Source organism: Neorhizobium sp. JUb45 (genome assembly GCF_004343585.1).
Lineage (GTDB): Bacteria > Pseudomonadota > Alphaproteobacteria > Rhizobiales > Rhizobiaceae > Neorhizobium.
In genome coordinates this window covers 461,176-484,556 of sequence record NZ_SLYW01000001.1, presented here as the reverse complement: position 1 = coordinate 484,556, position 23,381 = coordinate 461,176, and the positions used below count along the sequence as shown (strand labels likewise).

Below are 23,381 nucleotides of genomic sequence, written 5' to 3'. Positions count from 1 at the left end.
CCGCAAACAATACGGTCAAAAGAACACTTTGAAATAACAACGAAAAATCAGGATTTACGCGGGTTCTTGCCAACCCATTGCACATGCCGCGCCAGGACGGATGCGGCCTGATCGACATCACCGGCCCTGAGCGCCACCAGAATGGCGCGGTGATCGCGATCTGTCGGCGCCTCCCATTCGGCCCGCCAGCCGGAGAACAGCAGACGGGCGCTGGCCATCTGCAAATCATCGATCGCTTTCAGCAGACGCGGCATGCCGCAGGGCGCAAGGATCAGCTTGTGAAACGTCCGGTTCGCTTCTTCCCAGGTCTGCACGTCGGCCGCCTTGTCGCCGGCATGCGTGGCCGCCTCCGCCGCATCGAGAATGGCGCGCGTCAGATGCGGCGCCGCATGGCGCAAGGCCAGCACTTCCAGCGCCGCCCGCATCTCCGCCACTTCCTTAACCTCATCGAGACTGAAGCTTGCCACCCGCACGCCGCGACGCGGCTCACTGACGACAAGCCCCTGCGATTCCAAGAGGCGAAACGCCTCACGCACCGGCACATGGCTGGCACCGAATTCCTCGGCGATATGATCCTGCCGCAGCTTTGCCCCGGCAGCGATCGCGCCGGCGATGATGCGCTCGGCAAGCGTGCGGCTGATGCGGGAAGCAATCGTGTCTGATTTGGCTGTCGTCATGGAATTATAGATAATTCATGCGAGCTTACGCGTCGAGCAATCAATGATTTGCCGCACCCGCTTTCAGGACATTTCCGCACCGGAAACGGCTTTGGAAATACGGTCGCGCATTTTCTCCGTAAAAATCCCCTCATCGCCCTTCTCTTGCCCCTTTTGCCCATGCCTAATCGGTGACTGCCTGATTCCCGCCGGCGCGAGCCGGACCCACGCGCATTGCAAGTTTTTCGTCTATCATCGGACGAAGCCCGGCCCGCTTCTGCGGATGCCGCAACGCAGATGCCATAACCGGAAACCCGACAGTGATGTGAAGACGCGGACATTGGAAAGCGGACAAGGGAACAGACGCAGTGGAGGCATTTTATCTCATCCTGCTGGTCAGCACGGTTCTGGTGCTGGCAGCGGCATTTTCCAGCCTCATCGCCTTCCGCTTCGGCGCGCCGCTTCTGCTCGTTTTCCTGATGATCGGCCTTGCAGCCGGCACCGATGGCCTCGGCATCCATTTCGACAACAACCCGCTCGCCTACATGATCGGCTCGCTCGCCCTGGCGATCATCCTGTTCGACTCAGGCTTTGGCACCTCTGTGCATTCCTTCAGGATCGCCGCCTTGCCGGCTTTGGCACTCGCCTCTGTCGGCGTGGTGCTGACCGCCGTCATTTTTGCCTTCGCCGCCTCGCTTCTGCTCGGCTTCACATGGCTTGAAGGCCTGCTGCTCGGCTCGATCGTCGCCTCCACCGATGCCGCCGCCGTATTCTTCCTCCTGCGCATCGGCGGCATCCATATCCGCGACAAGGTGCGCTCGACGCTCGAAGTGGAATCCGGCACCAACGACCCGATGGCGATTTTCCTCACCCTGTCGTTGGTGCAGGTCGTCAGCCTCGGCAAGGGTTATGACGGCCTGAACGTCGAACTGCTTGCCGAATTCGTGCAGGAAATGGGCCTCGGCCTGATCTTTGGCCTCGCCGGCGGCATGATGATCGTCGCCATCGTCAACCGTTTTGCCGCCGACCGCGGCCTTGCTCCCATCTTCGTGCTCGGCCTTGCGCTGCTCGTCTTCTCCTTCACCGGCACGCTCGGCGGCAGCGGATTTCTGGCTGTTTATGTCGCCGGCATTTTTGCCGGCAGCCGGAAAATCTTTGCCAAGGAGGCGATCCGCCGTTTTCAGGATGGGCTGACATGGCTGGCGCAGATCATCATGTTCCTCGTGCTCGGCCTGCTCGCCACACCCTCGCAATTCGGCGACATCGCTCTGCCGGCGATCGGCCTTGCGCTCTTCCTGATTTTTGTGGCCCGCCCGATCGCCGTCTGGCTGAGCCTTCTGCCCTTCGATTTCACCCAGCAGGAAATCGGCTTTTTCGCATGGGTGGGCCTGCGCGGCGCCGTTTCCATCCTGCTCGCCATCCTGCCTGTGATGGGCGAGGTGCCGCATGGTCAGGTCTATTTCAACACCGCCTTCATCATCGTGCTGGTGTCGCTTCTGGTCCAGGGCTGGACGATCAAGCCGGTTGCCCAGAAACTCGGGCTGATCATTCCGCCGCGTATCGGCGAAGTCGACAAGCTGGAACTCGACCTGCCCGGCCGCGCCAACCACGAACTGATCTCCTACCGCGTGGCGAAGGACAGTGCCGTGTTGCGCGGCGAGCGCATTCCCCGCTGGGCCACCCCCTCGCTAGTCATCCGCGACGGCCGCAGCATGCGTTATCAATATGCCGGCCGGCTGAAGGAAAACGACCAGCTCTACATGTTCATCGCGCCGGGTTATTCGCGCCTGCTTGACCGGCTGTTTGCCAGCCGCCTGCCGGTGGAAGAGGATGACGCCGACTTCTTTGGCGCCTTTGCCATCTCGCCGTCACGTCCGGCAAAGGAACTCGACGCCGCCTACGGCCCCGGCCTGATCACCGCCGCCGAACAGGGCATGACGGTGTCCGAACTCATCCTCAACCGCCTGAGCGGCCACGCCGAATATGCCGACCGCGTGCGGCTCGGCTCGATCATCCTGATCGTGCGCGATCTCGATGAACAGAACCATATCAGCGGCGTGGGCATATCGCTGGAACCGGTGGAGCCGGCAACCGTCCTGCCGATCTTCATCAACATGCGCGAAATCGCCCACCGGATCAGGGATGCGCTGCGACGGTATAGGGCACGGGCAAGGGAAAAGACGGCGACGGGGGAGTGAAGGCTGGACTGCGTTAGCCGGCCGGGGCGATCAACGTAAGGGTTGGGAAATAGGTGCGGTAGCGACCGATATCGCGTGTCAGCACTGGCAATCTCTCAACCGCCGCATGGGCACCGATCAGGAAATCAGGAAGAACACCGGTGCGAGAGCCGCCTGCACGGCGGTACCGCGTAAAAACCTTCCCGGCCAGAAACAGCGCCGCGCGCGGAATCGGCCTGATGATCAATTGTGCACTTTCGAGAAAAGCATCGAGATCCTCGATACGCTCGTAACGAACAGCGAGTTCGGCATAAACGATGTCGTTGATCAGCAGCGGACCGACAAGACTGGCCGCTTCCAGCTGTCCGATCGACCAATCTGCCCAAACGCGATCATCGGTCACAAGATCCAGCAAAACATTGGTGTCTATGAGCGTCACGATTCACCGCGGGTCAGCGCCATGATCGCATCGGTATCAAGCCCCTCGCCCGCGTGTCCGCGCAAGCTCTCAAAACGGCTGACGGGCTTTTCCCTGCCTTCCGTTTTCAGGACGACGCTACCATCGGCGGTTCTCTGAAAATCGACCTTGCTTCCGGGCACGATGCCGAGCAGTTCGCGCACCGCTTTCGGGATCGTTACCTGCCCTTTTGCCGTGACCGTCGTGCTCATGCTTGTCACTCCGTAATACCAACTGAAAAACAGGTATTACTTTTGGTTTCGGCTTTCAAGCTTGATGAAGTCAGTCAGAAACCTCACCCAGCCCGCCAGGTATTCTTCCCCGCCGCCTTGGCGCGGTAAAGCCCGCCATCGGCGCGAGCGAGCGGTTCCTTCAGGCCCGCGGGCCAGTTCGGATACCAGACGGTGCCGATGCTGCTGCCCACCTTCACCTCGCCATAGCTGATGATCATGGTCACACCCATCAGCTCGATGATGCGGCTGCTGATGGCATCCATCAGCGGCTCGTCGGCATCCACCAGCACCACCACGAATTCGTCGCCGCCGGTGCGGCAGATGAGGTCGGTGTCGCGCACCGCCGCACGCAGGCGCCGCGCCGTCTCAATGAGAACCTCGTCGCCGGCATCGTGGCCATACCGGTCGTTTACCAGCTTGAAGCCGTCAAGATCGACGGCCAGCACGCCGCAGCCATGGCTGGCGCGGCCAAGCGCGAACGCGGCCTCCAGCCCACGGCGGTTCAACAGCCCGGTCAGGCTGTCGCGATTGGCCTGCTCCTGCGTCTGCCGCAACTGCTCGCGTTCCCGCGAGATGTCGAAGGCGACGCCCATGATCTTGATCGGCCGCTCCTCTTCATCACGCAGGAGTTTGCGCTCGCAGCGCATCCAGCGTTCGCCGGTCACGGTCTGCAGACGGTATTCCGCCGTTTCGCGGTCGGTCTCGCCGGCCACCAGCCGCTCGAACCCTGCGCCAGAGCGATCTTCCGGGTCCATGCGCTGGATATAACCGGAAAGATCGAACGGCACAGGTCCCGGCCCGACGATGAATGTTTTCAAACCATCGGAAATGCGGAAATCATTCTGGCCGATATCGAACTGCCAGAATCCGCCGCTGACGGCGTCCATCGCGACCGCCAGCTGAGCGTTGATTTCGCTCATCGCCCGCTGCGCCTGTTTCTGCTCCGTCAGATCGACGATCTGCGAGATGAACCGCACGATCTCGCCGGCATCGTTGCGCATGGCGGTAACGGACAGGTTGGTTTCGGTAATGCCGCCATCGGGCCGCAAATAACGTTTGTCGATCTTGTAGCTGTCGCGATGGCCGGCCAGAACCTGCCGGAACAGGAAAAGGTCGGCATCGATATCGTCGGGATGGGTGATGTCACCGAAACCGATGCCGGTAATATCCGCAACGCTGCGGCCGAGCATCTCGGCAAAACTTCGGTTGGCGCGCAGGATGATGCCGGCAGTATCGACCAGCGCCAAGCCGATCGGCGAGTGCTGGAAGGCACCTTCAAACAATGCCTGGCTTTCGGCGACACGCTGGTGCAGGTCCACCTGCCGGCCGAGATCGGCCACATGCGCGAGCACACCACGCACCTTGCCGTCGGGGTCGAAATCCGGAACGTATTGCGCCTGCACACGGCGCTTTTTCCCGCGTGACATCAGGTCGTATTCGAAGGAGACGGCTGTGCCTTTCTGGGCGGCTTCCAGCCGGTCGCGAATGGCACCGTAGTTTTCAGGTCCCACCACTTCGCGCGCATGTTTGCCGATCACCGTTTGCGGGTCGATATTGCGCCAGTCGGCATAGGTCTTGTTGATGTAGAGAAGACGCAGGTCGGCATCCATGTAGCCGATCAGCGCGGGAAGGATATCGAGAAGACGGCGATCGTCGAACTCACCGGCAACCGTTCCGACCGGCGCTGCATCGCCGGCTGTATCCTTCTGATTTGACCGACCGGCCATTAATACCTCGCTTGGCGCGCCTTGCCTTGTGAACCGTCGTCCTGCACAGCGACTGCTGCACCATTCCGATCCGGCCCGCACTTGCGCCATCCACCCCATTACACACCGGTTTCATGGGAATTCCGTTAACGGCCCTGTGCGACAAAAATGCACATCCCGCATACACGGCAGATTGTCGGCGCTCGCGCGTGATTTTACGCTGCCGAAGCTGGCACCGGCTTGACCTGGCTCCTTGCGTCCGTCTCCAAGGATAGTATGGTCCGCGTCGAAATTCCAACCCGTAAACATATGGATTGACGATATGGCGGCCTTCAAGACTCTCGACGACCTCTCCGACATCGCAGGAAAACGCGTTCTTGTGCGCGTCGACCTCAACGTGCCGATGGCAGACGGCAAGGTCAGCGACAAGACCCGTATCGAGCGCGTCGCGCCGACCATTCTGGAACTGTCGAAAAAGGGCGCCAAGGTCATTCTGCTCGCCCATTTCGGCCGCCCGAAAGGTGAGCCGGTTGCCGACATGTCGCTGTCGCTGATCGTTTCCGCCGTCAATGAAGTGCTGGGCGACAAGATCCTGTTTGGCGCCGATTGCATCGGCCCGGATGCCGCAGACGCCGTCTCCTCGATGAAGGACGGCGATATCCTGCTTCTGGAAAACACCCGCTTCCACAAGGGCGAGGAAAAGAACGATCCCCTCTTCACCGAGGAACTGGCCAAGAACGGCGACATCTTTGTCAACGACGCGTTTTCCGCCGCCCACCGCGCCCATGCCTCCACCGAAGGCCTCGCCCGCCACCTGCCCGCTTATGCCGGCCGCACCATGCAGGCCGAGCTTGAAGCGCTGCAGGCCGGCCTCGGAACGCCGGTGCGCCCGACTGTCGCCATCGTTGGCGGCGCCAAGGTTTCCACCAAGATCGACCTGTTGCAGAACCTCGTGAAGAAGGTCGATTGCCTCGTCATCGGCGGCGGCATGGCCAACACCTTCATCGCCGCGAAAGGCATCGATGTCGGCAAGTCGCTGTGCGAACATGATCTCGGCGAAACCGCAAAGGCGATCATGGCGGAAGCCGAATCTGCTGGCTGCGCCATCGTGCTGCCGGTCGATGTCGTCGTCGCCCGCGAGTTCAAGGCCCATGCCGCCAATGAAACGGTCGCCATCGACGCCATCCCGGCCGATGCCATGGCCCTCGACGTCGGCCCGAAGACGGTGGAAGCCATCAGTGAATGGATCGGCAAGGCCAAGACGCTGGTCTGGAACGGCCCGCTCGGCGCCTTCGAAATCGCCCCCTTCGACACCGCGACCGTCGCGGCCGCCAAGTTCGCGGCAACCCGCACCAAGGCCGGCGAACTGACATCGGTTGCCGGTGGCGGTGATACCGTGGCCGCCCTGAACCATGCGGGCGTGGCAGACGATTTCACTTACGTGTCCACAGCCGGTGGCGCATTCCTGGAATGGATGGAAGGCAAGGTCTTACCCGGCGTCGAAGTCCTCAAGAAGGCCTGAGCCCAAGACTGGCGCAAACGCCATCATGATGGGCGGATGTTCGCAGCCATAGCGAGCAGGAGAGCGGCTAAAATAGGCTGCTCTCCTTTTTTAACAAGCACATTCAAAAATTTTAGATATTTTAAACGATTGAAATAATTTTAATCGTTTCAAACAATTAGCTCCCTGTTTTTCCTGCCCTATTCTTCTGTTATGGCCGAAATATCAGCTTTTATCAGCCCCGGGAGACTAAGATGACCGAACGCCTCGAAGACATTGCCGTACAGATGGTTGCAAACGGCAAAGGCCTCCTGGCCGCCGACGAAAGCACATCGACGATCAAGAAGCGTTTTGACTCGATCAACCTTGAGTCGACCGAGACCAGCCGCCGCGATTACCGCGAAATGCTGTTTCGCACCGATGCGGCCATGAAGAACTGCATCTCCGGCGTCATCCTTTACGAAGAAACGCTGTTCCAGAAAGCAGCCGATGGCACGCCGTTCGTTGACCTGATCAAGGCTGCCGGCTCCCTGCCGGGCATCAAGGTCGATATCGGCGCCAAGCCGATGGCCGCGCATCCGGGCGAAACCATCACCGAAGGTCTTGATGGCCTGCGCGAACGCCTTGCAAACTATTACAAGGCCGGCGCACGCTTTGCCAAATGGCGCGGCGTCATCGCCATCAACACGGCTGAAAACCTTCCGACGCTGAGCTCGGTCAAGGCCAATTCGCAAGCGCTCGCCCGTTACGCGGCTCTCTGCCAGGAAGCCGGCATCGTGCCGATCGTTGAGCCGGAAGTGCTGATGGACGGCAAGCCGGGCAATCACTCGATCGACACCTGTGCCGCCGTGACCGAAAACGTGCTGCGCATCGTCTTCAACGATCTTTATGACGCCCGCGTCAATCTCGAAGGCATGATCCTCAAGCCGAACATGATCATCGACGGCAAGAATGCCCGCAAGGCGTCGGTCGAGGAAGTGGCCGAAAAGACCGTCAAGGTTCTGAAGGCCACCGTGCCGTCGGCCGTGCCGGGCATCGCCTTCCTGTCGGGCGGCCAGTCCACCGAAGAGGCGACTGCGCATCTGTCGGCCATGGTCGCCGGTTACGACATGCCTTGGGCTCTGACCTATTCCTACGGCCGCGCGCTGCAGGAAACGGCACTGAAGGCCTGGGGCGGCAAGTCTGAAAACGTCGCAGCCGGCCAACGCGCCTTCCAGCACCGCGCCGAGATGAACACGCTTGCCGCCAAGGGCACGTGGAAGCTCGACCTCGAAAAGGCAGCGTAAGCCCAAAAGTTTCCCGGGAGAGGAAAATGGCATGGAAGCCGCCCGGCAACGGGCGGCTTTCGTGTGTTTTGGGGAGAGCGGCGCGCCAGCCTGCCCGGCGCGCTTTCAGCCGATCACCACTTGTATGTCAGGCTACCGACGATCGTGCGGCCTTCGCCATAGAAGCAGCCGAAATTGCAGCTTGCGGCATAACGCTTGTCGGCGAGGTTCTGCACGGTCAGCGAAGCCTTGATGTTTTCCTTCTCGAAGGAAACAGAAGCATCGAAGACGGTCGTATCCGACAGCTTGATCGAATTGGTGTTGTTGCCATAACGCTCGCCAATGTAACGCGCGCCGGCACCCAGTTTCAGACCTTCGAGCGCCGTATCCTGCGGGAACGTATAACCCACCCAAAGCGCTGCCGAATGCTCGGGGATATTCGCCAGCTGGTTGCCCGTGGTCAGAACGGATGTAGAGGTAACGCTATCGAACTCGAAACCACCGGTGGTGATCTGGCTGTCGCTGTAGGTGTAGCTCGCAAGCAGATCCAGCCCTTCTGCAAGGCTGGTCGTGGCTTCAAGCTCGAAGCCACGCGATTCCGCCTCGCCGACCTGCTGCGTGACGCGAGCCCCGCTTGCGTCACGCACGGTGCCGGTGATGTTGGTCTTCGTCAACTGATAGACACTGGCGGTCAACATGCTGTTCCAACCCTCGGGCTGAAACTTGAGACCGGCCTCGATCATCTCGCCTTCAGAAGCAGCGAGCAACTCGCCGGTTGTCGTGTTGGCACCGGGCTGCGGGTTGAACGAGGTCGAATAGCTGATGTAAGGCGCCAGACCGTTATCAAAGAGATAGAGTGCTGCTGCACGGCCGGTCAGCGCGTGGTCCTTGTTTCGCGTGATCGTCGTCGTGTTTCGTCCGCCATCGAAAACATTACCCCGGATGTCCGACCAGTCCTGACGAAGACCAAATGTCAGGCGAAGCCTGTCGACCGCAATCTGATCCTGCGCGTAGATGCCGACCTGTTGCAGGCGATGGTCCATGTAATCAGTCAGCGCCACATTGTAATTCAATGGCGAGCCGTAGACCGGATTGAAGACGTCGATCGAGCCGACGCTATCGAACAGCGATGACCGGTCCTGAGTATAATAACGGTAATCAAGGCCGAAGATCGCCGTGTGCTCAAGCGCACCGGTTTCGAATTTTGCCTCGATCTGGTTGTCGATGCCAAAGCTGTCGGTGTTTTCCGACTGGACGCTCACGCCGCGATTGACCGTGCGCATATCGGCACCCAGCGACGAATAGTAGAGGTTGTTGAAATCGGCATCGAACGACAGGTACTGCGCGTTCTGGCGGAACTCGAAGGTTTCGTTGAAACGATGCTTGAACTCATACCCCACCGTCGCCAGCAGGCTCTTGTTGTCGTTGAAATCGGGCTCGCCGATGTAACGGTTGACCGGAATGATACCGTTCGGGTTGAAATCCAGCGTGCCGGCCTGTGGCAGGCCGAGCGGCGACGTACCGGTGTCCCGCTGCAGCGAGCCAAGAAGCGTCAGCGATGTATCCTCGTCCGGTGCCCAGGTGATGGAAGGCGCGAGATACAGGCGGTCATCGCTGGTGAAATCCTGCTGGCCATCGGCAAGGCGGCCGAGCGCAGTGATGCGATAGGAAACGACGTCGTCATGCACATCGCCGGCATCCAGCTTGATCTGGTAGCGGTTGTTGCTGCCGAACTCCACGCCGACCTCGCCGAACTTTTCGAAGGTCGGGCGTTTGGCAACCAGGTTGATTAGACCGCCCGGTTCACCCTGACCGTAAAGCACCGAAGCCGGCCCCTTGATGACTTCGATGCGTTCCTGGCCGTAAGGCTCGAAGGACAGCGCGCCAAAATCGCGGATGAAGCGGAAGGAGTTGATGTAGATGCTGTCTACCGCTTCAAAGCCACGCATGAGCGGATTGAAATAGCGCGTGTCATTGCCGAAAGGCGCGGCGACGACACCCGCCGTATAGCCCAGCGCTTCGCCCAGATTCTGCACGCCGCGATCTTCAAGCTGCTGCGTGGTGATCACGGAAATTGACTGCGGCGTTTCGATCAACGGCGTCGTCGTTTTGGTGCCGGCTGTGCTCTGCGTCGCGACGTATCCCTTCACAGGACCTGTTGCGGCAGCACTTTTTTCGCGAACGGATGTGCCCGCCGTGCCTTGAACCTCGATCGTTTCAAGAACAGTTCCCTGCTGATCCTGTGCCCGCGCTGCGGCGACAAGGACGAGAGAAGAAACGGAAATGCCAAGAAAAACCTTAAAAGAAAGCGATCGTGCCATGAACAAATAAACCCCACCTGATCAAACTGGGGCCCTTATGTCAGCCTAAAGTCGACAAGAAACTCCTGTTTCCTTACCGTTTCTGTACAGGGGTTAGCTCTCTCATCGATTGTGGCGGAAGCGCCACAATTTTAGGCAGCCGACAGAATGCTCGACGTGGCTTTACGTAAAATCCCGCAACAGCAACGTCACCGCCCACAACACAAATGCAAGCACCGCCAGTTTCCAGAAATCGGCGCGGCGCTTCAGCCCCGGAAGGCCGAGCGGTTTGATGACCTGCACCACCATGGCGGCCAGCAGCAGCAGTCCGATAATCTTTGTCATGCGGATCCGGCGTGTTTCTTATGTGTCCGCCACAGGCTGGACATTTTTTAGATCGACCACAGATAGGCTGAGGCGGCGGGATTCGGAACGAATTTTTTCATAACTCTCATCCTATAGTCCGGCGGCCTTCCATTCGCTGCTCGATCACCGTTCAAGGTCGGGCGTGCTGACACACGAAATTACGGTCGAACATACGCATGAGACGCAATCTTCTGCCTGTCCTCGCCCTTCTCTCCGGCACGCTTTTCCTCTTTCTCGGCAATGGCCTGCAAGGTCTTCTGCTGCCGCTGCGCGGCTCTCTGGAAGGCTATTCCAACGAAGCGCTCGGCTTTCTCGGCACGTCCTGGGCCGCCGGTTTTGTGATCGGCTGTTTCGTGGCGCCGAATGTGGTGCGCCGCATCGGCCATGTGCGGGCCTTTTCCGGTTTTCTCGGCCTCATCTGCCTCAACGTGCTGCTGACCGGCATCATGGTCGATCAGACCGCATGGCTGACCCTGCGCGCCATTACCGGCTTCTGCACTGCCGGCACCTCGATGATCATCGAAAGCTGGCTGAACGAGCGCGCCACCAATGAGAGCCGCGGCGCGATCTTTTCCTTCTATATCGCCATCACCCTGTTCGGCGTGGTCGGCGGCCAGATGATGGTGATGTTCGCCGATGTCTCGACGCCGCTTCTGTTCATGCTCTGCGGCATTCTTTACTGCGTGGCGCAGCTGCCGACCACGCTGTCCAAGGCCGCCTCGCCGCAACCGCTCAAACGCGTGCGGCTGGATCTGCCCGATCTCTACAGCCACTCGCCCATCGCCTTTATCGGCATCCTGCTGATCGGCATCGCCAACGGCGCCTATGGCACGCTCGGCGCCGTGTTCGGCGCCCGCGCCGGACTGGATCAGACCTCGATCGCCACCATGGTATCGATCACCATCTTTGCCGGCGCCATCATTCAGTTTCCGGCCGGCCGCCTGTCCGACCGCATGGACCGCCGTTATGTTCTGGCTGGCCTTTCGGCCGCCGCCGCATTTGCCGCTCTGATCATGCTGCTGGTGCAGCCGACCAATGTCACCGCCATCATCATCATCGTCGCCGTCTATGGCGCCATGGCCAACGCGCTTTATCCGATCGCGGTCGCCCATGCCAACGACTTCGCCGCGCCCGAAGACTTCGTGAAGGTTTCCGGCGGCCTGCTGCTGCTTTACGGTATCGGCACGATCATCGGCCCGACACTGGGCGGTTCGGTCATGACGGTACTCGGCCCGCACGCGCTGTTTGCCGTCACCGCCGGCGCGCATATACTGATTACCGTCTACGCGATCATCCGCAGCCGCATCCGCGCAGCCATACCGGCGGACGAGCGCGACAACTATACGACCGCGCCTGCCGGCAGCGCCCTTCTCGGCACACCGGAAGGTCTGGCGCTCGATCCGCGCGCCAATACCGAAACGGACACGGCGACCGGTGAAAGCGCGGAGGAGCAGCGCCGCACCACGGCCTGATTGTTTGGCGAACGCAGATGACGACGAGGTCAATACGGGAGGAAACCATGACCTTTCTTGACGACGACCGTCCGAAAAAACCTGTTGCCCATGAAATCGGCCAGGATCTCTCCACCCTGTCGGTCGATGAACTCGACAAGCGGGTCACTTTGCTGCGCGAGGAGATCGCAAGGCTGGAGGCGGAGAAGGCGACGAAGGCATCCGGCAAGGCAGCTGCGGAAAACCTGTTCCGATCCTGAAGCAGAGTGACTGCCAGATCACAGAACAATGGATAAAAACAACATCAAATGCTGCGGCTTTAACCGAACATTAAGCATTATAATTCATTACTGTGCACATCCAGTTCTTCTGGTGTCAGGCAGTTTTTACCAACCGGTGAAGTGGTCTGATTTTCTCCCTGTTTTACCTTGAGAGCCGCCTTTGCGGCTCTTTTTTTTGGGTTTGCGCACCTATCCTGTGGGAATTAACCCTTCCTTAAGAATTGGCTTGCGGATTTAAGCTATCAGTACCATCTTGATGCGGAAGACAGACGACAGCGGAACCTTTTTACTGCTTTCGTCATTGCCTGATCAAGTTGATGCGTTAGCAGGATGAATCCCATGTCAGAACAGGTATTGAATACCGTCAGTTTCGCAGGCCGCGCGGCGTCTTCGTCGCAGTTCAAGGCTCTGTATTCTGAAGGCATGTCGCTGGTGGAAGAAACCGCCGGTTACCTGGATGGCACGGGCCGCGCCGCATCCAAGGTTCTGCCGCGCATGGCATCGGTGCTTTATGCAGCCGAATCCATGCGGCTGACCACCCGCCTGATGCAGATGGCCTCCTGGCTTCTGCTGCAGCGTGCGGTCAACAACGGCGAGATGAGCCGCGATCAGGTCATTTCCGAAAAGAGCAAGGTTCGCCTCGACGGCTTCAACGTCGATCGCAACGCTCCGGGCTGGAATGATCTTCCGGAAGGTTTCCGTGATCTGGTCGAACGCTCGCTGCGCCTGCAGAACCGTATCGCCATTCTTGATCGCGAGATCTACCGTCCGGGCGAAGCCAAGCTGCCCGATAACGAAAACGGCGTGCGCGCCCAGCTGAACCTGCTGAGCACCGCCTTCTCGAGCTGATCTACTTTCTACGCATCCAAGCACAAATTTTTCAAAGCGGACCTCGGTCCGCTTTTTTTTATGCTGAATCGGGTCTTAATCCGCCAGCGGCTAGGAAGGCCCGCCACTCTCGGCGATATCGGCAAAGATGCCGGCCATGTTGCGCAAAGCCGATTTCGACAGCGATCCGAGCACATGTTCATTGGGTGCATGCTGGCAGCAGCCGCCATAACTGTGCGGCACCCAGACCGTCGGCAGGCCGAGGATTTCCGAAAACGCATCATTGGGCAGCGAGCCGGCAAGATTGGGCAGAACGTGCGGCGGCCTGCCCTCCGTCCGCTCCAGCGATCCGGTGACAAGCCGGACCCAGGGGTGGTCGGGCGAAACACGCGTAGCCTGAAAGATGTCGTTGTTGACGGCGCGAATCACAACGCGTTCAAAACCGGCCGCATCGAGATGGCGCCGAAGGGCCGGCAGAATTTCATCCGCGTCGGTACCGACCACGAAGCGCAACTGGCAGGTGGCGCGCGCCACGCCGGCAATGGCATTGAGCGGGCAGTCCGGTACGCCGCTGGTCATGGCAAGCACGGCAAAACTGTTCCAGCCAAAAGCACGCTCGGCCGGCGTCAGACCCTCCTCGCCCCAGTTTTCCTCCACCGGCGGGCCATCGCTGCCCATCGGCAGACCGGAAAGCGCGTCACGCACGTCCGGTGTCAATGAGGTCGGCCGCCATTCCGGCACATGGATCTGCCCGCGCGCATCGGTGATCGAGGCGATGGCATGCAGCAAAACGATCGCCGGATCGGAGATCAACCCGCCAAAATTGCCCGAGTGATAGGCACCTTCGCGAAAATCGGCGACAAGTTCGAAATTGATGGCACCACGCGACCCCATGAACACGGTGGCAGTATCAGCCTGCAGGCGGGGACCATCGGAGGCGATCAGCACATCGGATTTCAGCAGATCCTTGTTGGCGCGAAAAAACTCGCGAAGACCGGCCGACCCGGTCTCCTCCGACATTTCCACGATCACCTTGACGTTGAAGCCGAGCTTTCCGCGCTCCGTGAGGAGAAAGCCGAGGGCACGAAAGTTGATCAGGTGCTGCACCTTGTTGTCGGCCGTGCCGCGCCCATAGATGCGGTCGCCTTCAACGACGATATCGAACGGCGACAGCCCCTCGCGCCAAAAACCTTCCTGCGGATTGCAGACATCGCCATGACCATAGATCAGCACGGTTTTCAGCGCCGGATCTTCGATGCGCGAGCCAACCAGAAGCGGCGCACCGCCGGGCAGCGGATTGTCAAAGATCTGCGTCTGAAAATCCATCTCGCGCAACATCGGTTCTATCGCGTCGGTCAGGTACTCCATCAGATACGGCGCTTTCGCGGGATCCTGGCTTTCGCTGCGGATGGCGACGAGACGGGTCAGGTCCGCGAGGAAATCACCGTCGTCGAAATAACGTTCGGCGCGGGCAAGAACAGCCGCCCGTGTATCGACATGTGATTGATCCTGAACCGTATTTTCTGCATCCATCGTCCCGCTCCGTGTTGTTTTGATTGCAGGAACTGTAGCCCTGCGAAAGATGCGGAAGCTAGGATAAAATTGCCTCGTTTGCGGATTTGGGGCCGGCCCGGCGCAGACCGTCGGCAAAATTCGCCAGCCAGCTGCCCACGTCATTGCGGTCCAAAAGCCGGAATTTCGGCCCCGCATAACGCTCGAACATCGCTAGATGGCGCTCATAGGAGTTCCAGTTGTTCTGGCGCACGCGGTAATCGGCAACCCAGACAATCAGCTCTTCGAGCGCTGCCTCGCTCTCGCTATATTGCGGGCCACGCTCACGAATATTGGCGATACAGGCCTCTTCCGGCAGGTCGAGCCAGACAACCAGTGTCGCCCGGGTAAGCGCGATATCGATATAGCGCCCATACACCCCCTCGATCAGCCAGCGATCCAGCCCCACCACCGATTCGACATCGGCAATCACCTGTTGCCGGTCACGCGCCACACCACAGCCGCCCGGCTCCCAATGGATGTTGTCCAGATGCGCGGGGGTGCGGTCGAGCAACAGACCAAGTTCTCTTGCAAGCCATGTCTTGCCGGAACCACCATTACCCATGATCAGCGCGCGCAGGTTTTGCGAGGATTGATGCAAACTGTCCAAGTTCATAACCTCCCGAGATCGCCTGCAGCCGCCGCGGCGCCAGACTTGCCGAAAACCTGCTCTGCGCTTATATTGCTGGAGGAGGAGACAGGGCGAAAACCCTGCCTCCCCGCTCTCACACGATGAATTGAACCCGCGCGGTCATTAGCCAGCTCGTGCGGGTTTTTCGTATCGTGAGAGTGATACTAAATGGTATCAACCACATAGATCATCTCCAGTTCAGCAGCGAGGCCTTCGCCTAAAGGCCGGAGCGGCCCATCCTCCCCGGTGCGCCCTGGCAATGCGCATCTGCTTTCGCTGCGGAAGACGAGCCGACAATCAATCACAATTTAAAATTGCACTCAAATGCAATTGCCAAGCCAGTCATGCTTTTGGTGAAATCCCAAACGCAAAAAAGCCCGGCTTCCGCCAGGCTTCTTGCATTCAAGTAACAAGCAGAAATTAGAGGCCGAGGCCGCCGAAACGCTTGTTGAACTTGGAAACGCGGCCGCCGCGGTCCAGCATCTGCTGGTTGCCGCCGGTCCAGGCCGGGTGCGACTTCGGGTCGATTTCCAGGTTCATGACCTGACCTTCCGAACCCCAGGTCGAGCGGGTTTCGTATTCGGTACCGTCGGTCATGACGACCTTGATGACGTGGTAGTCGGGATGGATGCTGGCCTTCATGACACTCTTCCTGATAGAGGGCTCATTTGTCACGGTGAAGCGCCGAGCCCTGAACGATAAATTGAAGCCAGGACCGACCTTCGATCCGAGCTTCCCAATTTGATGCGGAGCCTATACAGGAAGGTCACCGAGAGTACAAGTGCCTGCAACCGACCGTCGGCACCTGACCATCCAAGAGGACGATCGTGGCCGATATTCAGGAAAACCAGACCAAAACCCGCCGTTCGCCGCAGCCATTGATGCGCCTCATGCCGCATGTGCTGCGCTATCGCGGCATGGTTTGCGCCGCCATCGTCTTCCTCACGCTTGCAGCCGTTACCACGCTGGCGCTGCCTTTGGCCGTGCGCCGCATGATCGACCACGGTTTTGCCGCCGCCGATGGCGGATTCGTCAACAACTATTTTGGCATGATGCTGGTTCTGGCCGCCCTGCTCGCGCTCGCCAGCGCCATGCGCTATTATTATGTCATCACCATCGGTGAGCGTGTCGTTGCCGATATCCGCCGCGAAGTTTTCTCTCGCATCACCGCGCTCTCCCCGTCCTTCTTCGACGTCAACCAGTCGGGCGAACTGGTCTCGCGCCTGACGGCGGACACCACACAGATCAAGTCCGCCTTCGGTTCGTCCGCCTCACAGGCGCTGCGCAACATCATCCTCTGTCTCGGGGCAATGGTGATGATGATCTACACCAGCCCGGCGCTGTCGGGCATGGTGCTTGGCGCCATTCCGCTGATCGTCTTCCCGCTCGTCGCCTTCGGCCGCTCCGTGCGCCGCCGTTCGCGCGCAGCCCAGGACAGGCTGGCCGAAACCTCCGCCTTCGCCTCTGAAACCATAAGCGCCGTGCGCACCATTCAGGCCTTCAACGGTCAGCACGAAGCCGGCACGCGTTATGGCGCCACCGTCGAATTCGCCTATGATGCCGCCCGCAATGCCATCCGCTCGCGCGCGCTTCTCACCGGCGTCGGCATTCTTCTCGTGTTCGGCAGCATTGTCGGCGTCTTGTGGTATGGCGCACAGAACGTGCTAGCCGGCACAATGAGCGCCGGCACGCTTGGCCAGTTCGTGCTTTACGCCGTGCTGCTGGCAAGCTCGCTCGGCCAACTGTCGGAAGTCTGGGGCGATCTTTCGCAGGCCGGCGGTGCCGCCGAACGGCTGATGGAACTGCTGCATGAAGTCCCGGCCATCCGTGATCCGGAGGCCCCCGTCGCCCTGCGTTCGCCGGCACGTGGCGAGGTCGAGTTCGACAATGTCTCCTTCGCCTATCCGAGCCGCGTCAGCGCGGTCACGCTCAACAGCCTGTCGCTGAAGGTGAAGGCGGGCGAAACCGTCGCCATCGTCGGGCCTTCGGGCGCCGGCAAGAGCACCATCCTGTCGCTGCTGCTGCGCTATTACGATCCGGTCGCCGGCAGCATCAAGCTTGATGGCGTCGATGTGAAACAGACACGTTTGGCTGATCTGCGGTCGCGCATGGCGATCGTGCCGCAAGATGTCACCATCTTCGCCGCCTCCATCCACGACAACATCGCCTTCGGCAAACCCAACGCTACCCGCGAAGAGGTCCGTGCCGCAGCCGTGGCAGCACAAGCCGACGGCTTCATCTCCGCCCTCGACAACGGTTACGACACGCTGGCCGGCGAACGCGGCATCACGCTTTCCGGCGGCCAGCGCCAGCGCATCGCCATCGCCCGCGCCATCCTGAAGGATGCGCCGGTGCTGCTGCTCGACGAAGCCACCTCCGCGCTCGATGCGGAAAGCGAAACGCTGGTACAGAAGGCATTGGACGGGCTGATGAAGGATCGCACCACGATCGTGATCGCCCACCGCCTCGCCACAGTGCTGAAAGCCGACCGCATCGTTGTCATGGAAAACGGCCATATCGTCGAGCAGGGCACGCATCACAGCCTTGCCGCCGATGACGGCCTTTATGCCAAGCTTGCCCGCCTGCAGTTCGATCGCGGACTTGAGCGCCCGAACGGCCTGACGCACTGAAAAGCCCAATAACACACTGCTAACACAAGTCATGTTAGCTTCACCTGACGATCATCCCTTTGCCGGATTCTCCCGGCAGGGATGACCGGTGGCTTTCCGCCTCCGGGAAACGGGCGGAAAGACATGCAACGTTCCGATTCTCAGAAGGGCTTTACGCGTTTCGGCAGCATGGATGTCACCAATCAACTGGCCCGCGAGCCAGCCTCCCTCCCCCTCGATGCACTTCTCGATGAAGTGCAGTACCGCACATTTCTATATTTCTGGGAGGGCGCCCATCCGCAGACCGGCCTGCCCTTCGAAAAACGCCGCGCCGACGGTTATATGGCAACTGATGCGGTGGCGATGAGCGGTGTCGGCTTTGGCCTGATGGCGCTTCTTGTCGGTACCGAACGCGGCTGGATCTCGCGCGAAGAATCGCTCGAGCGCACCGCTCTTATCGTCAAAAATCTTTTTCGCGCGCCGCGATTCCATGGCGCGTTTTCGCATCTCATCCACGGCACGACCTGCAAAGTCCTGCCCTTCTCGCAGAAGGATGATGGCGGCGATCTGGTCGAAACCGCGCTTTTGATACAGGGCCTGATCTGCGCGCGCGAATATTTTGCCGGCGACAGCAAGACCGAGGCGAAACTTCGGACCGACATCACCCGCCTCTACGACGAGACCGATTGGCGCTGGTACACGCGCGGTGACGATGACGGCCCGCTCTACTGGCACTGGAGCGAAAAACACGACTGGATCATGAACCTGCCGATCACCGGCTGGAACGAATCGCTGTCGGCCTACATCCTCGCTGCCGGCTCCAACACACACCCGATCGATCCGCAGAATTACCATTCCGGCTGGACGCGCAATGGCGCCTTCGTCAACGGCGAAAGCTATTTCGGCACCCGCCTGCCCTTCGGCGAGCCGCTGGGCGGGCCGCTGTTCATGTCGCAATATTCATTCTGCGCGCTTGATCCGCGCGGGCTGGAAGACCGATACGGCGATTACTGGGAGCAGGTGGTGGCGCACGCGCGCATCAACCACGATTATTGCCTCACCGTGCCGGAATATCTCAAAGCCAACGTATGGGGCCTGACGGCCTCGGAAATCCCCTATGGCTACGCGGCCAATTCACCGACACAGGATGTCGGCGCCATCGCCCCGACGGCGGCGCTGTCGAGTTTTCCCTTCCTGCCGCGTGAGGCGGAAAAGGCTTTGCGCGCTTTCATGGCCTTCGACAACGGCGCTCTTTTTGGCCCGCTCGGTTTTGTCGATGCGTTCACGCCGACCGGCGACTGGACGGCCCCGCATTACATCGTCATCGACCAGGGCCCGATCGTCGCGATGATCGAGAATTATCGCTCCGGCCTGTTGTGGGACCTATTCATGAAGGCGCCGGAAGTGCGGCGCGGGCTTGAGAGGCTGGAGTTCGAAGTGGGCAACCAGCATTCGGGGTGAGTGCCACGGGCCGCGTGAAAACAGCGCTCGCCAAAAGAGTAACCGATGACCGAAACCACCCGATCTCTTCCCTTTATGGACGCCCCTATTGTTCCGGCCAAATCTGCGGCAGGCTTCACCATCGGCATGAGTTTCTCTGAAGCAATTACCGCAATAAGCCTACATTCTGAAACCGGAGATCAAAATTTTTCAGACCGATTGAATGGGGAATTTCATATCAAATGTAAAAGAGGCGTGTGGACTGGACGCACGTCAACCGTCTCAGAATCCAAAAATCAACAGAAGCGGCAAATAACGACCGTTACGTTCGAAGACAATACAATCATTCTGTATTTTTGCACGAATGATAGACTGCACATGATCCTTGCTGGAGAAGGTTATACAACAAAATACGGCGGCGTAGGAATTGGCGATTCTGTAGACAGCAATTATCTCGGACATGCGCTCGAATTCGATTCAGGCGACGACATGCTTTACTTCACGCGAAACGGACAGATCATTCCCGGAATAGCTTTATTAACGCAAGAAATGTCCAGTTTCGGCGATTTCCCTCAGCAAACGACAATTTTTTTCGCGGTGCACGATTGGTCTATCATGTCGTCGGATTAGAATATTATACGCCGATATTAGGAAAGCGGTAATCCCTGCACCGAATGCGGAGCATCACCGCTCCGTCAGCTTCAGCTCAATGCGCCTGTTCTGCGAGCGAACCTCCGGCGTATCGCCCTCGGCGATCGGCTGGAACTCACCAAACCCTGCGGCGACAAGACGATTGGCCGGCACGCCTCTGGTGATCAGGTATTTCACCACCGAGGTCGCACGCGCCGAGGAAAGCTCCCAGTTGTCGCGGTAACGACCGGTGCCGGAAAGCGGCGCATTGTCGGTATGACCATCAACGCGCAGAACCCAGTTGATCTCCGCCGGGATTTCCTGCGCCAATTCCAGCAGCGCCGAAGCCAGCTTGTCCATTTCCACGCGGCCGGCATCGTCCAGTTCGTTGCCGCCGACAGGGAACAGCACTTCCGACTGGAAGACAAAACGGTCGCCGACAATGCGGATGTTTTCGCGATCCGACAGAATTTCCCGCAACCGGCCGAAGAAGTCCGAACGATAGCGGTTGAGTTCCTGCACACGCTGCGCCAGCGCCACATTGAGGCGGCGGCCGAGATCGGCAATGCGCGCCTGTGACGACTGGTCTTTTGCCTCGGATGCCTGCAGCGCCCCTTCGACGGCGGCGATCTGCGCACGCAAAGCGGCGATCTGCTGGTTGAGCAGCTCGATCTGGCTGGTGGCGCGGGAGGAAATCTGCTTTTCCTGGCTGAGTTCGTCGGTCAGCGCGCCAACGCGGGCATTGGCGGCATCGCCGGCGCCGGCGCCGCGATCGAGCAGCGATTGCAGCCGCGAACGTTCGTTTTCCGAAGAAGCGAGCGAGGATTGCAGGTTGGCGAGCGTGTCTTCGAGATCGGTCTTGCCGCTCTTTTCCAGTGCCAGCAGTTCCGTCAGTTCGGAAATCTGGCTGTTGAGGCGGTTCAGCACCTCATCGCGGCCGGAAATTTCGCGGGACAGGATGAACTGCGCCAGCACGAACACGGTGAGCAGGAACATGATGGACAGCAGCAGCGTCGACAGGGCGTCGACGAAACCGGGCCAGTAATCGACCCCACGGTCGCTGCGGCGGTGCCTACCGAGCGCCATCGCTTACTTGCTCCCGCTTTTGTCGATCGCCGCCTTGTCTATCGCCAGCTTGTCTGTCGCCAGTTTTTCGCTCAGCCGGTCGAGCGACTTGCGCATGGCCTTGGATTCCTCCTGCTGCGCCTCGATCCAGTCACGCAGCATCTGCTGTTCGCTGCGCATGTTCTTGACAAGCCCCTGAATGCCTTCGGCGAGATTGGCCATGGCCGACAGCGACCGTTCCGCCTGCGGCCCACCCTGTGCCTGCGCTTGCGCAGCGGCCAGCTTCTGCAACTGTTCGGTCAGCGCCCGCAATTCGTCGGCGGAAGCAGCCGCAGCCGGCACGACGCCGGGCGTGACCACATGACCCGGGCCATCATCGGTGACCGAAGACAGCCAGTTTTCCAGCTCGGTGTAAAAACGGTTCTGGGCGCGGCCGGCCTGCAGGTCGAGAAAACCGAGGATCAGCGAGCCGGAAAGACCGAGCAGCGAGGACGAGAACGCCGTGCCCATGCCCGAAAGCGGCGCGGTCAGGCCGCTTTTCAGCGCCTGCAGGATGTCATTATTGTTGCCGGAGGCCGGGTCCAGCCCCTGGATGACCTCGCTGATCGAGCCGATCGTTTCGATCAGGCCCCAGAATGTGCCGAGCAGGCCAAGGAAAACCAGAAGGCCGATCAGGTAACGCGAGGTGTCGCGCTTTTCATCCAGACGCGTACCGATCGAATCGAGGATGGATTGCAGTGTCGCGGTCGACAGTGCCACCTTGCGGCGACGGCCAAGCAGCGCGCGCATCGGCGCCAGCAGCTTTGGCTCGCGGCCAACCTTGTCGGCGCTGCCGGCGGCGCGGAAGGAATTGAACCAGCGAACCTCGGGGATCAGCGAGATGATCTGGGCAAAAACCAGAAACACACCGATCAGCAAAACGCCGAGGATCAGGCCGTTCAGGCCCGGATTGGTCATGAAAGCATGCTGCGCCTGCCGGAACAGAATGGCGGCGATAAAGCCGATGATGATCAGAAAGATCGTCATCGTCCACAGGAAGGGGATCGGGTTGGAAAGCTTGTGGCCGTAATCGCGCGGAGCCGATTCCGAAACGTCCACATCCCCCAGAGATTCATTCGTCATAAATGCAGCCTCCGCATATCGTGAACGAAGGCTAGTTTAAAATTGCGACGAATTGAAGTGCCGAAGCACTGGAAAAGCATGGGGATTTTACCTCACCCCGGCAAATCGACGGAGTGAGGCAGCATATCTCTCTACGCTGTTTTAGCGCGCCGGAATCGGGCGGTTGGAGACTTCGAGCAGCGCCTTCTGGATCAGTTCGTTGCCGGCGACCACGGTGCCGGTTTCGAACATGTTCTGGCCGCCCTTCATGTCGGAGGCAAAACCACCGGCTTCGCGGATTAGGATCAGGCCGGCAGCGACATCCCACGGATGCAGTTCGGCTTCCCAGAAACCGTCGAGACGGCCGGCAGCAACATAAGCGAGGTCGAGAGCTGCCGCACCCATGCGGCGCACGCCGGCAACTTCCCCCATGACGTGGCGCAGTTCGACCAGGAACTTGCCGTGATTGCCGCGGCCGAGATGCGGAACACCGCAGCCGATCACGCAATCGGAAAGCACGCGGCGGGCAGCAACGCGCAGACGACGGTCGTTGAGGAAGGCGCCACCGCCCTTTTCGGCGGTAAAGAGTTCATCGGTTGCCGGGTTGAAGATCACGCCGGCGACGATTTCGCCATTGCGCTCCAGCGCGATCGAGACAGCGAACTGCGGAATACCGTGCAGGAAGTTGGTGGTGCCGTCGAGCGGATCGACGATCCAGCGATGCGCACCGTCGGTACCCTTTTCCTCGCCGCCTTCCTCACCGAGGAAACCGTAGGTCGGGCGGGACTTCATCAGCTCGTCATGAACGATCTTTTCGGCCTTGAAATCGGCCTGCGAAACGAAATCGCCCGGTCCCTTGACGGAAACCTGCAGGTTCTGGACCTCGCCGAAATCGCGGGTGAGCGACTTGCCCGCCTTGACGGCAGCCTGGACCATGACGTTGAGAAGGGCGGAGCGTGCCATGCGGGAAATCCTTGGGGATTGAGTCCCGCGCATTCGTCGGCCGGGACGTCTATTTTGTCAGTTTGTCGTGATGTGCGGCTTCATGACCATAAAACCGAGGGAAATTCAAGTGAGCCGCGACATAGTTGATACTTGCCAGTTCTCATCACCTTTGCGACAAGCGGCAAAAC

Annotated in this window: 21 protein-coding genes; 9 read left to right on the top strand and 12 right to left on the bottom strand. The window is 59.9% G+C overall.

Features of this window, described 5'->3' with window-relative positions; translation table 11 throughout:
- Positions 1 to 47: 47 nt before the first annotated feature.
- Positions 48 to 677, bottom strand: coding sequence for a GntR family transcriptional regulator (locus EDF70_RS02205; RefSeq protein WP_132271610.1), 630 nt, complete (start codon positions 675 to 677; stop codon positions 48 to 50).
- 347 nt (positions 678 to 1,024) lie between these two features.
- Here EDF70_RS02205 and EDF70_RS02200 point away from each other — a divergent pair, with 347 nt between their 5' ends.
- Entirely contained in the window at positions 1,025 to 2,854 is a 1,830-nt protein-coding gene (locus EDF70_RS02200; protein ID WP_132271609.1) for a potassium/proton antiporter, read from the top strand.
- Positions 2,855 to 2,867: 13 nt separating this feature from the next.
- Here the strand turns inward: EDF70_RS02200 and EDF70_RS02195 are convergent, their stop codons facing one another.
- The 3 genes from EDF70_RS02195 to EDF70_RS02185 form a co-directional block, all read right to left on the bottom strand.
- A complete protein-coding gene (locus EDF70_RS02195; RefSeq protein ID WP_132271608.1) occupies positions 2,868 to 3,272 on the bottom strand; it encodes a type II toxin-antitoxin system VapC family toxin in 405 nt (134 codons plus the stop codon).
- Positions 3,269 to 3,502: an AbrB/MazE/SpoVT family DNA-binding domain-containing protein gene (locus EDF70_RS02190; protein ID WP_132271607.1), complete on the bottom strand. Its 234-nt coding sequence runs from the start codon at positions 3,500 to 3,502 to the stop codon at positions 3,269 to 3,271. Before EDF70_RS02190 ends, EDF70_RS02195 begins: the two co-directional genes overlap by 4 nt.
- A gap of 83 nt (positions 3,503 to 3,585) precedes the next feature.
- Positions 3,586 to 5,250 (bottom strand): GGDEF and EAL domain-containing protein, encoded by a 1,665-nt coding sequence (locus EDF70_RS02185; RefSeq protein ID WP_165931923.1) that lies wholly within the window; start codon positions 5,248 to 5,250, stop codon positions 3,586 to 3,588.
- A gap of 301 nt (positions 5,251 to 5,551) precedes the next feature.
- Between EDF70_RS02185 and EDF70_RS02180 the strand changes: the two genes are divergently transcribed.
- Both EDF70_RS02180 and EDF70_RS02175 read left to right on the top strand, forming a co-directional pair.
- Entirely contained in the window at positions 5,552 to 6,751 is a 1,200-nt protein-coding gene (locus EDF70_RS02180) for a phosphoglycerate kinase (RefSeq protein WP_132271605.1), read from the top strand.
- Between the two features lie 233 nt (positions 6,752 to 6,984).
- Positions 6,985 to 8,016: a class I fructose-bisphosphate aldolase gene (locus tag EDF70_RS02175; RefSeq protein WP_132271604.1), complete on the top strand. Its 1,032-nt coding sequence runs from the start codon at positions 6,985 to 6,987 to the stop codon at positions 8,014 to 8,016.
- A gap of 113 nt (positions 8,017 to 8,129) precedes the next feature.
- Here EDF70_RS02175 and EDF70_RS02170 read toward each other — a convergent pair whose 3' ends face one another.
- Both EDF70_RS02170 and EDF70_RS29885 read right to left on the bottom strand, forming a co-directional pair.
- On the bottom strand, positions 8,130 to 10,316 hold the full coding sequence (locus tag EDF70_RS02170) for a TonB-dependent siderophore receptor (RefSeq protein WP_132271603.1): 2,187 nt from the start codon (positions 10,314 to 10,316) through the stop codon (positions 8,130 to 8,132).
- Between the two features lie 162 nt (positions 10,317 to 10,478).
- On the bottom strand, positions 10,479 to 10,640 hold the full coding sequence (locus EDF70_RS29885) for a hypothetical protein (RefSeq protein ID WP_165931922.1): 162 nt from the start codon (positions 10,638 to 10,640) through the stop codon (positions 10,479 to 10,481).
- A 197-nt stretch (positions 10,641 to 10,837) separates the two neighbouring features.
- Here EDF70_RS29885 and EDF70_RS02165 point away from each other — a divergent pair, with 197 nt between their 5' ends.
- From EDF70_RS02165 to EDF70_RS02155, 3 genes are all read left to right on the top strand, one after another.
- The gene (locus tag EDF70_RS02165; RefSeq protein ID WP_132271602.1) at positions 10,838 to 12,133 is read left to right on the top strand and encodes an MFS transporter; all 1,296 of its coding nucleotides are present in this window, start codon (positions 10,838 to 10,840) and stop codon (positions 12,131 to 12,133) included.
- A 47-nt stretch (positions 12,134 to 12,180) separates the two neighbouring features.
- Positions 12,181 to 12,372, top strand: a complete 192-nt coding sequence (locus EDF70_RS02160) for a DUF1192 domain-containing protein (protein WP_132271601.1) — start codon at positions 12,181 to 12,183, stop codon at positions 12,370 to 12,372.
- 360 nt (positions 12,373 to 12,732) lie between these two features.
- Positions 12,733 to 13,242 carry a DUF1465 family protein gene (locus tag EDF70_RS02155; protein ID WP_132271600.1) on the top strand — a complete coding sequence of 170 codons (510 nt, stop codon included), beginning with the start codon at positions 12,733 to 12,735 and terminating at the stop codon, positions 13,240 to 13,242.
- A 90-nt stretch (positions 13,243 to 13,332) separates the two neighbouring features.
- On the opposite strand, the gene EDF70_RS02150 is transcribed toward EDF70_RS02155, so the two are convergent.
- The 3 genes from EDF70_RS02150 to rpmE all read right to left on the bottom strand — a co-directional run bounded on the left by EDF70_RS02150 (position 13,333) and on the right by rpmE (position 16,045).
- Positions 13,333 to 14,754 carry a M20 family metallopeptidase gene (locus EDF70_RS02150; RefSeq protein ID WP_132271599.1) on the bottom strand — a complete coding sequence of 474 codons (1,422 nt, stop codon included), beginning with the start codon at positions 14,752 to 14,754 and terminating at the stop codon, positions 13,333 to 13,335.
- A 58-nt stretch (positions 14,755 to 14,812) separates the two neighbouring features.
- Entirely contained in the window at positions 14,813 to 15,382 is a 570-nt protein-coding gene (locus EDF70_RS02145; protein ID WP_207908211.1) for an AAA family ATPase, read from the bottom strand.
- Between the two features lie 441 nt (positions 15,383 to 15,823).
- Entirely contained in the window at positions 15,824 to 16,045 is a 222-nt protein-coding gene (gene rpmE, locus EDF70_RS02140) for a 50S ribosomal protein L31 (protein ID WP_132271598.1), read from the bottom strand.
- A 239-nt stretch (positions 16,046 to 16,284) separates the two neighbouring features.
- On the opposite strand from rpmE, the gene EDF70_RS02135 reads away from it, so the two are divergent.
- From EDF70_RS02135 to EDF70_RS02125, 3 genes are all read left to right on the top strand, one after another.
- The gene (locus EDF70_RS02135; protein WP_132272535.1) at positions 16,285 to 18,033 is read left to right on the top strand and encodes an ABC transporter transmembrane domain-containing protein; all 1,749 of its coding nucleotides are present in this window, start codon (positions 16,285 to 16,287) and stop codon (positions 18,031 to 18,033) included.
- 123 nt (positions 18,034 to 18,156) lie between these two features.
- Complete coding sequence (locus EDF70_RS02130; RefSeq protein WP_245519000.1) at positions 18,157 to 19,473, top strand: glucoamylase family protein; 1,317 nt, start codon at positions 18,157 to 18,159, stop codon at positions 19,471 to 19,473.
- 45 nt (positions 19,474 to 19,518) lie between these two features.
- Complete coding sequence (locus EDF70_RS02125; protein WP_132271597.1) at positions 19,519 to 20,082, top strand: hypothetical protein; 564 nt, start codon at positions 19,519 to 19,521, stop codon at positions 20,080 to 20,082.
- A 54-nt stretch (positions 20,083 to 20,136) separates the two neighbouring features.
- Here EDF70_RS02125 and EDF70_RS02120 read toward each other — a convergent pair whose 3' ends face one another.
- From EDF70_RS02120 to EDF70_RS02110, 3 genes are all read right to left on the bottom strand, one after another.
- Entirely contained in the window at positions 20,137 to 21,168 is a 1,032-nt protein-coding gene (locus EDF70_RS02120; RefSeq protein WP_132271596.1) for a peptidoglycan -binding protein, read from the bottom strand.
- A 3-nt stretch (positions 21,169 to 21,171) separates the two neighbouring features.
- Positions 21,172 to 22,269: a flagellar motor protein MotA gene (locus EDF70_RS02115; RefSeq protein WP_132271595.1), complete on the bottom strand. Its 1,098-nt coding sequence runs from the start codon at positions 22,267 to 22,269 to the stop codon at positions 21,172 to 21,174.
- A gap of 141 nt (positions 22,270 to 22,410) precedes the next feature.
- Positions 22,411 to 23,211 (bottom strand): inositol monophosphatase family protein, encoded by an 801-nt coding sequence (locus EDF70_RS02110; protein ID WP_132271594.1) that lies wholly within the window; start codon positions 23,209 to 23,211, stop codon positions 22,411 to 22,413.
- Between the last annotated feature and the right edge of the window lie 170 nt (positions 23,212 to 23,381).

Bases quoted from the DNA above. Each gene is read 5' to 3' on its own strand.
- EDF70_RS02155 (WP_132271600.1), top strand. From the start codon at position 12,733: ATGTCAGAACAGGTATTGAATACCGTCAGTTTCGCAGGCCGCGCGGCG.
- EDF70_RS02120 (WP_132271596.1), bottom strand. From the start codon at position 21,168: ATGGCGCTCGGTAGGCACCGCCGCAGCGACCGTGGGGTCGATTACTGG.
- EDF70_RS02205 (WP_132271610.1), bottom strand. From the start codon at position 677: ATGACGACAGCCAAATCAGACACGATTGCTTCCCGCATCAGCCGCACG.
- EDF70_RS02130 (WP_245519000.1), top strand. From the start codon at position 18,157: ATGCAACGTTCCGATTCTCAGAAGGGCTTTACGCGTTTCGGCAGCATG.
- EDF70_RS29885 (WP_165931922.1), bottom strand. From the start codon at position 10,640: ATGACAAAGATTATCGGACTGCTGCTGCTGGCCGCCATGGTGGTGCAG.
- EDF70_RS02125 (WP_132271597.1), top strand. From the start codon at position 19,519: ATGACCGAAACCACCCGATCTCTTCCCTTTATGGACGCCCCTATTGTT.
- EDF70_RS02180 (WP_132271605.1), top strand. From the start codon at position 5,552: ATGGCGGCCTTCAAGACTCTCGACGACCTCTCCGACATCGCAGGAAAA.
- EDF70_RS02150 (WP_132271599.1), bottom strand. From the start codon at position 14,754: ATGGATGCAGAAAATACGGTTCAGGATCAATCACATGTCGATACACGG.
- rpmE (WP_132271598.1), bottom strand. From the start codon at position 16,045: ATGAAGGCCAGCATCCATCCCGACTACCACGTCATCAAGGTCGTCATG.
- EDF70_RS02160 (WP_132271601.1), top strand. From the start codon at position 12,181: ATGACCTTTCTTGACGACGACCGTCCGAAAAAACCTGTTGCCCATGAA.
- EDF70_RS02110 (WP_132271594.1), bottom strand. From the start codon at position 23,211: ATGGCACGCTCCGCCCTTCTCAACGTCATGGTCCAGGCTGCCGTCAAG.
- EDF70_RS02170 (WP_132271603.1), bottom strand. From the start codon at position 10,316: ATGGCACGATCGCTTTCTTTTAAGGTTTTTCTTGGCATTTCCGTTTCT.
- EDF70_RS02115 (WP_132271595.1), bottom strand. From the start codon at position 22,269: ATGACGAATGAATCTCTGGGGGATGTGGACGTTTCGGAATCGGCTCCG.
- EDF70_RS02185 (WP_165931923.1), bottom strand. From the start codon at position 5,250: ATGGCCGGTCGGTCAAATCAGAAGGATACAGCCGGCGATGCAGCGCCG.
- EDF70_RS02165 (WP_132271602.1), top strand. From the start codon at position 10,838: ATGAGACGCAATCTTCTGCCTGTCCTCGCCCTTCTCTCCGGCACGCTT.
- EDF70_RS02135 (WP_132272535.1), top strand. From the start codon at position 16,285: ATGCGCCTCATGCCGCATGTGCTGCGCTATCGCGGCATGGTTTGCGCC.
- EDF70_RS02190 (WP_132271607.1), bottom strand. From the start codon at position 3,502: ATGAGCACGACGGTCACGGCAAAAGGGCAGGTAACGATCCCGAAAGCG.
- EDF70_RS02175 (WP_132271604.1), top strand. From the start codon at position 6,985: ATGACCGAACGCCTCGAAGACATTGCCGTACAGATGGTTGCAAACGGC.